Here is a 13,077-nt window from a genome sequence, read left to right as displayed (position 1 = left end):
ATTATTATTTCTTTCTTTATTTGGTAAGTTTTATCCCATTTATTTGCCAATCTTTTTTGGCTGTTCCTTCCGTGAAATTGAATAATTTAGTTTTGAGAGGTAATGGTTTGAAAGTTAGGGAAAATTCGGCTTCTCCGCTTTCAGGCAGAAAGAAATGCTCACCGGGAGTAATGCCGTCAGCTTTTTGTAATGTGTATGATACACCTTGCTCGTCTACTAATTGGGCGTTTGCACTTACTTGTATCCAGTATTTGGGTATGTAATATGCATAGAAATGAACGATAGTGGCTGTGTCAGTTAATTCTACCTGCTTCACTTCAAGAATATCAGTATTGGTCGATTCAAAACTTGGATGGTTAACGACTTTTCTATTGGTGTCCCCGGTGATACTCATCTCACGCTTTGGCGCATCCAAATATCTACGCATCTTTAATTTCAGGCTGCCTTGACCATAACCCGACCACATTTTCACTATTTTACCTTCAGGAGAGATAAGAACATAATTCGGAATACCGTTGACATCATACACAGCATATAGTCCTGCAGTTTGTTTCAGATCACTTAAGTTTTGCCAAGTCATTTCATGTTGCGCAGAAGCAGCTTTCCATCTATTTTGCGTATCCGAACTCAAACTGATGATAGTGAGTCGGTCTTTATATTGCTCCTGAATCTCTTTCATTTCAGGTAAAGCCATGATGCAGGGACCACAACCACTGCTCCAAAAATCAAGTAACATATATTTCCCTTTGAAGTCAGCCAAATGATGAACTTTTCCATCTAAATCAAAAAGATCGGCATCTGCCATGTCATCTCCTTCTTTCACCGTTTTAGGAGGGAAGAGATTAACCTTGATTTCTTGTCCTTCAATGGAAGCTTTCTGTTCTTCGTTTAATCTGTCATACAAAGCCAATATTTCTTCTTTATGGGTAAACTTGGGATTGTATTTCAAAGATATACTCAAACGGAGCAATTTTTCCATCCAGACACTGGAAATAGGGACTTCCTTCATCAAATTCAATTCCCGCTGGCTGATAATAGCTAATATACTATCACTCTTTGTTTGAAGTGCTTCCCGTTCCGCTTCGGAAGCCGATCGCATGCCACTCTCTTTGATTGCTATACGTTGAAATTCGTCCCATAAATCACGAGAATCCTCGATAAATCTATTATGTTCTTGTTGCTCTTTTACCGGACTGTCTACCCTCCATGTATAAATCAGAGGGTTTGTGCCCGTTACTTTTATTTTTGCGCCCGGAGTTGCATAAACATCTAACGCCATTGGAGGAAAATCCGTATCGCGACACATGAGAGACAGATGATCCATACCACTTTCTCCTGCATTTCGCTTAAAAAAGAAAGTTCCATTACGTATCGTATCCGTGCCAACTACGCTTCCTACACGTCCATCCGTCAAAAATAAGGAAACATGAGTTCCGTCTTTCACTCCTTTTACCTCACCTTTAATTGTGTACTCGTGTTGTGCTTGTGAAACGAGACTGCCTAATAAAAAGAGGCTGCTAAATAGTAGTTTTTTCATCATCATAATATTAGAAGTAATTATACGCCACAAGGTAAAGCTTTTCTTTATAGAGTGTTACTCCTTTTATTGTTCTTTAATATTTCTGTAAAAGAAAGGGGTACAAAATGCCCTTTCGTCCGTCTACTTGATATGAAGAAAAAAGAACGAATGAAAATATATACTTTACTGCTTGGCGCATTGTTTGTAAGTCCTACACAGGCACAAACAATGCATGATTGGGAGAATCATCATGTTCTCCAGATCAACCGTGAACCGGCAAGAGCCGCTTTTACCCCTTTCTCTGTACAGAAAGGAGACGGCTCAATCTCTTTAGACGGAACCTGGAAATTCCGTTGGACTCCCGTTCCCAATGAAAGAGTCGTGAACTTCTATCAGATAAATTTTGATGATAAAGATTGGACGGATTTTCCTGTTCCCGCCAACTGGGAAGTGAACGGATATGGCACGCCTATCTATGTTTCAGCAGGCTATCCGTTTAAAATAGATCCTCCACGGGTGATGGGAGAACCGAAAACTGACTATACCACGTATAAAGAAAGAAACCCGGTAGGGCAATATCGCCGCACTTTTGTATTGCCGACCGGATGGGAAGTGAATGGACAGACTTTTCTACGGTTTGAGGGCGTAATGAGCGCCTTTTATGTTTGGATCAACGGTGAGCGGGTAGGGTATAGCCAAGGCAGTATGGAACCGAGCGAATTTAATGTCACGAAGTATCTGAAATCCGGAGAAAATCAGATTTCACTGGAAGTCTACCGATATAGTGACGGTTCTTATCTGGAAGATCAGGATTTCTGGCGTTTTGGTGGTATTCATCGTAGTATTCATCTGATACATACACCGGATATTCATGTCCGTGATTATGCGGTACGCACTCTTCCCGCATCTGTGGGTGATTATAAAGACTTTATTTTGCAGATTGATCCGCAATTCAGTGTATATCGAGGGATGACCGGAAAAGGGTATGTCTTACAGGGAGTATTAAAGGATGCTTCAGGCAAAGAAGTTGCCACATTGAAAGGCGATGTGGAAGATATTCTTGATTTGGAGCATAAAGCAAGCCGGATGAATGAATGGTATCCGCAGCGTGGCCCGCGTAAGATGGGACGCTTGTCAGCTATTATAAAATCACCGGAAAGATGGACGGCAGAAACGCCCTATCTCTATAAATTACACTTAACTCTCCAAAATGAAGAAAGAAGAGTCGTAGAACAGATAGAACAGGCCGTGGGCTTCCGCTCTGTAGAAATCAAAAAAGGACAACTGTTAGTGAATGGTAATCCGGTTCGTTTTCGTGGAGTGAACCGTCACGAACATGATCCACGGACGGCACGTGTCATGAGCGAAGAACGGATGCTTCAGGATATTCTTTTAATGAAACAGGCGAATATAAATGCCGTACGCACCAGCCATTACCCCAATGTCAGTCGTTGGTACGAGCTATGCGACAGCTTGGGATTGTACGTGATGGACGAAGCGGATATAGAAGAACACGGATTGCGTGGAACACTCGCAAGTACCCCCGACTGGCATGCAGCATTTATGGACCGTGCGGTTCGTATGGCGGAACGTGATAAGAATTATCCATGTATTGTAATGTGGAGCATGGGAAACGAAAGCGGTTACGGACCGAACTTCGCTGCTATTTCGGCATGGCTGCATGATTTCGATCCCACTCGCCCTGTACACTATGAGGGGGCGCAGGGAGTGGACGGAAATCCTGACCCGAAGACGGTAGATGTTATCAGCCGCTTTTATACCCGGGTGAAACAGGAATATTTAAATCCCGGTATTGCAGAAGGAGAGGATAAAGAACGCGCTGAAAATGCACGTTGGGAACGGTTGCTGGAGATTGCGGAACGCACCAATGACGACCGTCCGGTAATGACGAGCGAATATGCACATTCCATGGGAAATGCATTAGGAAATTTCAAGGAATATTGGGATGAGATATATAGTAATACCCGTATGCTGGGTGGTTTTATATGGGATTGGGTAGATCAGGGAATCTACAAGACTTTACCCGACGGTCGTACCATGGTGGCTTATGGTGGTGACTTTGGCGATAAGCCGAACTTAAAAGCTTTCTGCTTTAATGGATTACTGATGAGTGACCGTGAAACTACGCCTAAATATTGGGAGGTAAAGAAGGTATATGCACCGGTTGAGTTGAGAGTTGAGAATGGAGAGTTGAGAGTAACCAACCGGAATCATCATATTGATTTATCACTTTATCGTTGCCTGTGGACATTATCAGTGGATGGTAAGGAGAAAGAACGGGGAGAAATAACATTGCCGGAAATAACTCCAGGCGAAAGTAAAACGATTGATTTGCCGGCTTTCCGATCATTAAAAGATATTTATTCTCTTTCCGATTGCCAACTGAAAGTAAGCATTGTTTTAAAATCGGATGCTCTTTGGGCAAAGGCAGGAAATGAAGTAACTTGGGAACAATTCTGTTTGCAAAAAGGAGATTTAGCTTCTGCTGATTTAATTAATAAAGGAACGCTTCAAGTGGAAGAGGATGATAAATCTTTATTGATTAGCGGACGCGGTTTTTCTGTTCAGTGGGAAAAGAAAGTGAACGGAAGTATGACCTCCCTTATATATAAGGGCAAAGAAATGCTGGCTCACTCCGATGATTTTCCGGTTCAGCCTGTCACTCAAGTTTTCCGTGCTCCGACAGATAATGACAAGAGCTTCGGAAACTGGTTGGCTAAAGACTGGAAATTGCATGGAATGGATCATCCGCAGATAAATCTGGAATCTTTCCACCATGAAAAACGTGCAGACGGGGCGGCCATTGTCCGGATTCAAACAAGTAATTTATATAAAGAAGGAAAAGTGGTGACTACTTCTGTCTATACGGTCTTTTCAGATGGAACGATTGATCTGGAAACAACTTTCTTGCCACAAGGAGTTCTTCCTGAAATTCCCCGTTTAGGTATCGCATTCTGTCTGGCGCCTGCTTATGATACATTTACCTGGTATGGCAGAGGGCCACAGGATAACTATCCTGACCGCAAAACATCTGCTATGATAGGGCTTTGGAAAGGAAGCGTTGCAGAACAGTACGTACATTATCCACGTCCGCAGGATAGTGGGAACAAAGAGGAAGTGCATTATCTGACCCTGACCGACAAACAGAATAAAGGTATTCGTGTTGACGCGGTAGAAAACGTATTTTCTGCATCTGCCCTGCATTACACCGTACAGGACATCTATGAAGAAACTCACGATTGTAATTTAAAACCACGTACGGAAATCATTCTTAGTATGGATGCTGCCGTACTTGGATTAGGAAACAGTAGTTGCGGACCGGGTGTATTGAAGAAATATGCCATAGAGAAAAAAGAACATACGCTGCATATCCGCATCAGTAGTAAACAATGATAGCAATAAATAACTAACACTATTATAAAAGTAACAATGAAAAAAGTAACCACTTTATTATCGACCTTAGCGTTGGCAACTACCCTGGCTGCTCAAAACCTTCCACAAACGGAAAGGCAATATCTCTCCGGTCACGGATGCGACGATATGGTTGAATGGGACTTCTTTTGTACCAACGGACGCAATTCCGGCAAATGGACGAAAATTGGTGTACCTTCCTGTTGGGAATTGCAAGGCTTCGGCACTTATCAGTATGGGATCACTTTCTATGGAAAACCATTTCCTGAAGGTGTTGCTGATGAAAAAGGTATGTATAAGTACGAATTTGAAGTCCCGGAAAAGTTTCGCGGCAAACAGGTCAGTCTTGTATTTGAAGCTTCAATGACAGATACAGAAGTAAAAGTGAACGGACGTAAAGTTGGTTCCAAACATCAGGGAGCCTTCTATCGTTTTTCGTACAACGTCACGGATTTCCTGAAATATGGCAAAAAGAATTTACTGGAAGTCACTGTTGCCAAAGAGAGTGAAAATGCCAGTGTGAACCTTGCCGAACGTCGTGCTGATTATTGGAATTTCGGCGGTATCTTCCGTCCGGTGTTCTTGGAGGTGAAACCAGCCGTAAACCTGCGGCACATTGCCATTGACGCAAAGATGGATGGAACTTTCCGTGCCAACTGCTACACAAATATCTCTAATAACGGAATGAGCATCCGTACACAGATTTTAGATAAAAAAGGGAAAAAGATAACGGAAACCACCGTACCCGTAAAAGCTGGAGGCGACTGGACTTCCCTGCAACTGAATGTATCTAATCCCGCATTATGGACAGCGGAAACTCCGAATCTTTATAAAGCGCAATTCTCTCTATTGGATAAGGCTGGTAAGGTTTTGCATAGTGAAACGGAAAATTTTGGTTTCCGCACGATTGAAGTACGCGAAAGCGACGGACTTTATATAAACGGAGTACGTATCAATGTACGTGGTGTCAATCGCCATAGTTTCCGTCCTGAAAGTGGCCGTACGTTGAGTAAAGAGAAGAATATAGAAGATGTTCTTTTGATGAAAAGCATGAATATGAATTCTGTCCGTTTGAGCCATTATCCGGCTGACCCGGAATTTTTGGAAGCCTGTGATTCTCTCGGACTTTATGTGATGGACGAATTGGGAGGCTGGCATGGCAAGTATGATACCCCCACCGGAGTGCGTCTGATTGAAGGCATGATAGAACGTGACGTGAATCATCCGTCTATTATTTGGTGGAGTAATGGTAATGAAAAAGGATGGAATGCCGAATTGGATGGAGAGTTTCATAAATACGATCCCCAGAAACGTCCGGTTATTCACCCGCAAGGTAATTTCTCCGGTTTTGAAACTATGCATTACCGTTCTTACGGAGAAAGCCAGAACTACATGCGCTTACCGGAAATCTTTATGCCTACGGAATTCTTGCATGGTTTGTACGATGGCGGCCATGGTGCCGGATTATACGATTATTGGGAAATGATGCGCAAGCATCCCCGTTGTATCGGTGGCTTCCTTTGGGTATTGGCAGACGAAGGTGTGAAGCGTGTAGATATGGACGGATTCATTGATAACCAGGGAAACTTTGGAGCAGACGGTATTGTAGGGCCACATCACGAAAAGGAGGGTAGCTACTACACAATCAAGCAGTTATGGAGTCCGGTACAAATCATAAATACTTCTATCGACAAGCAATTTGATGGCAAATTCTCCGTAGAAAACCGTTACGATTATCTGAATCTGAATACTTGCCGTTTCCTTTGGAAGCAAGTAAAATTCCCGTTGGCAACAGATGCTTCCAATGCCGCTGTTCAAGTACTGAAAGAAGGTGAAGTGCAAGGCAGTGACGTGGTTGCTCACTCGGCAGGCATTTTGGATATAAAAACAAATATCCTCCCCAATGCAGACGCCCTCTTCCTGACAGCAATCGATCCATACGGCCATGAACTTTGGCGCTGGACTTTCCCGGTCAACAAACTGAATCAGCAGACAGAACAGCTTTCTCCCTTGTCCAGTCGTCCTACTTATACAGAGACAGAAAATGATCTTACTGTGAAAGCGAATAAGCGTACATTCATCTTCTCAAAGAAAGACGGACAACTGAAAGGGGTATCTGTAGATAACCGTAAGATTAGTTTCGCCAATGGCCCCCGTTTCATTGGAGCCCGTCGTGCAGACCGCTCATTGGATCAGTTCTATAACCATGATGATGAGAAAGCAAAAGAAAAAGACCGTACATATAGCGAATTCCCTGATGCTGCCGTATTTACGAAACTGGACGTAAAACAAGATGGAGGTGATCTGATTGTTACCGCCAATTATAAACTGGGTAATTTGGATAAAGCTCAATGGACAATCAACCCGAGTGGGGATTTGGCTTTGGACTACACCTACAATTTCTCCGGTGTCGTAGACTTGATGGGTATTCGTTTCGACTATCCTGAAGATCAGGTAATCAGCAAACGCTGGCTGGGTGCCGGACCTTACCGTGTATGGCAAAACCGTATTCACGGTACACAATACGATATATGGGAAAACGACTATAACGATCCTATTCCGGGTGAGACTTTCACATATCCCGAATTCAAAGGATACTTTGGTAATGTTTCCTGGATGAATATCCAAACGAAAGAAGGCACTATCAGTCTAACAAACGAAACTCCCGACACGTATATAGGAGTATATCAGCCTCGTGATGGCCGCGACCGTTTGCTTTATACTCTTCCCGAAAGCGGAATCTCTGTCCTGAACGTGATTCCTCCGGTACGTAATAAAGTAAACTCCACCGATTTGTGTGGTCCCTCTTCACAACCCAAATGGGTAAATGGGCCACAAACCGGACGAGTCATTTTCCGGTTTATGTAAATGAATCATATAAAGGTATCCACATTGCGTTGGGTACCTTTTTTATTTAATCTTTTGAAGTTCGGGAATGAAAATGGCTACAAAATTCTTTTCCATAAAATAAATTTTCTATATTTGGAGGCAAGAATTCTTATTTATTGGGGGGGTACGAATTTTCTAATATTCAAGCACGATGAAACACTATTATTCCTTTCTGATAATAACCTCATTGTTATTAGCCGGATGCGGGCAAAAAGACCGGGCAAAATTTCAATTCGAATCATCTGTACAGACAGAAGAAAGTTATCCGTTAGCGAAAGAATATATTAAAGAGGCTGTTATCACAGGAAAAGTGTTGAACCGGGATTTTTATCCTCAAGAAAAGGAATTAACTCTCATCATTCCATTTTTTTGGAAAATGGAAAATCAATATCGTACCCCCATACAAGAAGATGGCTCATTTTCATTCCGCTTTCCGGTTTATGCAAAATTAAGAGAAGTTTCCATTCGCAATTATGCAGAACATTTGTATATCCACCCGGGAGATAGCATACACGTGGAAATAGACTTCAAAGATCTTTTTCATCCCAAAGTAACAGGTGATGCAGAAAAGTTGAATCAAGAAATACTGGCATTTACAGAAAGCGCCTACTATTACATACAGAATTATAGTATAAACCCGAATTTGAATATTAAAAATTTTGAGGCTGAATTAAAGAAGGAATATGATTTTCGTTTGGAGCGGAGAAATGAATATCTGACGAAGTATAAGCCAATGGAAGATGTTACGTTATTTACTGAAGAGTTACTGAAACAGGACTATTATTACGCTTTGTTATCTTATGGTAATCAATGCCAGTTTAAAACAAAAAAAGAAATGGACCGGTATCATAAACTTCTGCCTGCAATCAATAAGCTTTATAATAAAGGGATTCTTTCGGCACGTTTATATGATATTGCCGATGAGGTAGAACGCTATATAGCTTATGGAATAACTTACAAAGATAAAAAAACTCCATCTGTAGAAGAGATAATGTCGGCAGTTGGAGAGAATGAACTGAACCAGTATATATATACCAAAATGACAGTTGGCTCTTTGGGTGCTAATGACACACTTGCTTTGACAACGAGGCATACACAGTTTGATTCGATCGTAAAAATGCCGCATTTGCGTGCACAAGTGATGCAGATATATAATCAGACTAAATCTTACCTGGAAAATCCGCAACCAGTTTCCAATAATTTATTATATGGTGAGTTTCACGAAAACTTAAAGCTAAAAACATCTATGCCTCACATGGAACCCATCTATAATATACTTGAGAAGCATCACGGGAAAGTGATCTATTTCGATTTTTGGGCTAGGTGGTGTCCACCATGCCTGGCAGAAATGGAACCTTTGAAACAATTGCGAAGTAAGTATTCCACCAAAGACCTGGTCATATATTCCATATGTGTAAGTGAACCCAAGGAAGAATGGGAAGAGTGCCTGAATGAGTATTCATTGAAAAACCGGGGAATTGAATGTATTTATGCATCTGATTATTTTGGGAAAGATAACTTACAGAAAATTCGCAAACAATGGAAAATAGATAGAATGCCCTATTATCTGTTGATTAATAGAAAAGGGCAAATTGTAGATTTCGGAACTACAGCACGTCCCAGTAATCCGCAATTTGTATCTCGAATTGAGGAAGCCGTAAAGGACAGCAAATAATGTTGTAAGAGAAATAAGGCAAACAAGAAAAAGTATAACAACCCACACAAAAAACATCAAATACTTCTGATTTATCATATATTAATATATGTTGCTGTGTTGAATTAATTTAGGATAGTTCAAGAACTATCTATCAACACATTGATTCTTTCCATATTGCATCTTCGTCAAATATTTGGTGTGCAATAGGGAAGTGTTGGGACTGTTTTCAATAAGTCACGAAATTATATTAATAGTGAGTACAAAACAGACCTTTTTTCGTCTTCTTTATTGTAAAAATATAGATTGGAATGAAAAATCGACTGAAACAACGAATATTTGCACTTTCTCTATTAGCATGGACAGCCGTATGCCCTGCCGATGCACAACAAACACGCTCACTTAGGGAGCAATTTCAAAATCCGTCAGACGAAGCAAAACCCTGGACCTTTTGGTATTGGATGTATGGTGCCGTGTCTAAAGAAGGGATTACAGCAGATTTGGAGGCAATGAAACATGCTGGATTGGGAGGTACTTATCTGATGCCGATTAAAGGTATTCATGAAGGCGCCCAATACGATGGCAAGGCGCAGCAGCTAACTCCCGAATGGTGGGAGATGGTACGTTTCAGTATGGAAGAAGCAGATCGTTTGGGGCTGAAATTGGGAATGCACATCTGTGATGGTTTCGCATTGGCGGGAGGTCCCTGGATTACTCCTGAAGAATCTATGCAGAAAGTGGTTTGGAGCGATACGATTGTAAACGGAGGAAAGCTGATGGCTATTCGTCTGCCACAACCGGAAGCCTATGAAAATTATTATGACGATATTGCATTATTCGCTTTGCCGGTAGAAGACGCAGCGGATGAGATGCCGACAAAAATCACCTGTGTCAACCTAGCTACGACAGGAAACGTAAAAGCTGCTCAAACAGTGAATATGGACGCGGCAGGAGTGATCCGTTCATCCTATCCATTCTATATCCAGTATGAATACGGACAACCTTTCACTTGCCGGAACATCGAAATCGTTTTAAATGGTAATAATTATCAGGCACACCGCTTGAAAGTAATGGCCAGTGACGACGGAGTGAATTATCGTTTGGTTAAGCAGTTGGTCCCTGCCCGTCAGGGATGGCAGAATACGGATGAGAATTCAACTCATAGTATTCCTCCGACTACCGCCCGTTTCTTCCGTTTCTACTGGACTCCTGAAGGGAGCGAACCGGGAAGTGAAGATATGGATGCTGCCAAATGGAAGCCCAATCTGAAAATAAAAGAATTACGCCTGCACCGGGAAGCCCGTCTGAACCAATGGGAAGGAAAAGCCGGACTAGTATGGCGTGTCGCTCAAGCTACTAAAGAAGAGGAAGTCGGGAAACAGGATTGCTATTCACTTTCACAAGTCATTAATCTGACAGAGCAATATACCGGTCATTTGAATGGAAAAACATTGACTGCCACTCTCCCCAAGGGAAAATGGAAATTACTACGCATGGGACATACGGCTACCGGGCATACCAATGCAACAGGCGGCGGAGGAAAAGGACTGGAATGTGATAAGCTCAATCCTCGGACCGTCCGGAAACAGTTTGACAACTGGTTTGCACAGGCTTTTGTAAAGACTCATCCGGAGGTGGCACGTCGGGTACTGAAATACATGCACGTAGATAGTTGGGAGTGTGGCAGTCAGAATTGGAGTGATAGTTTTGCAAAGGAGTTCCGTACACGTCGCGGGTATGACCTGCTACCTTATTTGCCTTTGTTGGCAGGCATTCCGATGGAGAGTGCCGGACGTAGCGAAGAGATTCTGAGAGATGTCCGTACGACTATCGCTGAACTGGTAGTGGATGTATTCTATCAGGTGTTGTCTGATTGTGCCAAAGAATATGATTGCCAGTTCTCGGCAGAATGTGTAGCTCCGACGATGGTAAGCGATGGTCTACTGCATTATCAGAAAGTAGATCTTCCTATGGGAGAGTTCTGGTTGAACAGTCCCACTCATGACAAACCGAATGATATGCTCGATGCCATCAGCGGAGCGCATATCTATGGAAAGAATATTATTCAGGCGGAAGGATTCACCGAAGTGCGTGGAACATGGGACGAATATCCTGCTATGTTGAAAACATTGCTGGACCGTAACTATGCGCTAGGTATCAACCGACTTTTCTATCATGTCTACGTACATAATCCTTGGCTGGACCGTCAGCCGGGCATGACTTTGGATGGTATCGGACTTTTCTTTCAACGTAACCAGACTTGGTGGGATAAAGGAGCAAAAGCATTTTCCGAATATGCTACCCGTTGCCAGTCGTTGTTACAATATGGTCATCCGGTAACGGATATTGCTGTGTTTACTGGAGAAGAGGTTCCCCGACGTTCCGTATTGCCGGAGCGGTTGGTTTCCTCACTTCCGGGACTTTTCGGTACGGAACGGGTAGAAAGTGAACGTATTCGTTTGGCGAATGAAGGTCAACCTTTGCGTGTGCGTCCGGTAGGCGTCACTCATTCCGCTAATATGGCTGATCCCGAAAAATGGGTGAATCCGCTTCGTGGATATGCTTACGACAGTTTTAATAAGGATGCGTTACTCCGTTTGGCAAAGGCGGAGAATGGCAGAATGAAGTTGGCGGAGGGAATGGGTTATAAGGTGGTCGTCCTGCCGCTTTCACGCCCTATGAATCCGGAGCCGGTGCTTTCTCCGGCAGTGCGGAAAAAGATGGATGAATTAAAAGCCGCGGGAGTCATTGTACCTGCTCTTCCTTATACAGAAGAAGATTTCTCGGCATACGGACTGGAACGGGATATGATTGTGCCGGAAGATGTCGCTTGGATGCATCGGAGTGGCGAACTCGGTGATATTTATTTCGTTGCCAATCAGCGAGAAGAAACACGTACGTTTACGGCAAGTATGCGTATTAATGGAAGAAAGCCCGAATGCTGGAATCCAGTAACGGGGGAAATGAATACTCATCCTTCTTATCGCATCCACGACAACCGGACAGAGGTTACGCTGACGTTGGCTCCGAATGAATCCGTATTCATTGTCTTTCCGACAGAAGAAGCTGCTGATAAAGAGAGGACATCGACAGATAAGAGAGAACCGTTGAATAGGACATTGGAAACAGAAGAATATACCGTAACATTTCTGGCTACGGGAAAGACTGTGGTCAGGAAAGATCTTTTCGATTGGAGTAAAGAAGAAGACGAGCAGATCCGCTATTATTCGGGAACAGCCGTTTATAAGGCCACTTTCCGCTGGAAGGATAAACTCAAGAAAGGACAACCCGTGTATCTGAACCTGGGGAAAGTCTGCAATCTGGCTACGGTTCGTGTAAACGGAATAGATTGCGGGACTGTCTGGACGGCTCCGTATCGAGCAGACATTACGTCCGCTTTGAAAAAAGGAACGAACGAACTGGAGATAGAAGTCACCAATACATGGGCGAATGCGCTGAAAGGAGTGGACGAAGGAAAAGCACCGTATGACGGTATCTGGACAAATGCCAAATACCGAAAAAAAGAAGATACTTTGCTTCCGGCAGGTTTACTGGGCATATTGACAATAGAAAATTAGGATAG

General features: G+C 42.9%; 5 protein-coding genes. 4 read left to right on the top strand and 1 reads right to left on the bottom strand.

The features are described 5' to 3' along the window. Nucleotides 1-16 precede the first annotated feature (16 nt). Nucleotides 17-1,543 (bottom strand): TlpA disulfide reductase family protein, encoded by a 1,527-nt coding sequence (locus BACFIN_RS10500; protein ID WP_007752900.1) that lies wholly within the window; start codon nucleotides 1,541-1,543, stop codon nucleotides 17-19. Between the two features lie 144 nt (nucleotides 1,544-1,687). Between BACFIN_RS10500 and BACFIN_RS10505 the strand changes: the two genes are divergently transcribed. From BACFIN_RS10505 to BACFIN_RS10520, 4 genes are all read left to right on the top strand, one after another. Further along, entirely contained in the window at nucleotides 1,688-4,933 is a 3,246-nt protein-coding gene (locus BACFIN_RS10505) for a glycoside hydrolase family 2 TIM barrel-domain containing protein (protein WP_032839565.1), read from the top strand. 36 nt (nucleotides 4,934-4,969) lie between these two features. Further along, nucleotides 4,970-7,819 (top strand): glycoside hydrolase family 2 protein, encoded by a 2,850-nt coding sequence (locus BACFIN_RS10510; protein WP_007752896.1) that lies wholly within the window; start codon nucleotides 4,970-4,972, stop codon nucleotides 7,817-7,819. Between the two features lie 172 nt (nucleotides 7,820-7,991). Next, complete coding sequence (locus BACFIN_RS10515) at nucleotides 7,992-9,515, top strand: TlpA family protein disulfide reductase (RefSeq protein WP_007752892.1); 1,524 nt, start codon at nucleotides 7,992-7,994, stop codon at nucleotides 9,513-9,515. Between the two features lie 290 nt (nucleotides 9,516-9,805). Beyond that, on the top strand, nucleotides 9,806-13,072 hold the full coding sequence (locus tag BACFIN_RS10520; RefSeq protein ID WP_007752890.1) for a glycosyl hydrolase: 3,267 nt from the start codon (nucleotides 9,806-9,808) through the stop codon (nucleotides 13,070-13,072). Nucleotides 13,073-13,077 lie beyond the last annotated feature (5 nt).

Source organism: Bacteroides finegoldii DSM 17565 (genome assembly GCF_000156195.1).
Taxonomy (GTDB): Bacteria; Bacteroidota; Bacteroidia; order Bacteroidales; family Bacteroidaceae; genus Bacteroides; species Bacteroides finegoldii.
The sequence above is the reverse complement of the archived record's forward strand: the minus strand, read 5'-3'. Positions and strand labels throughout refer to the sequence as shown.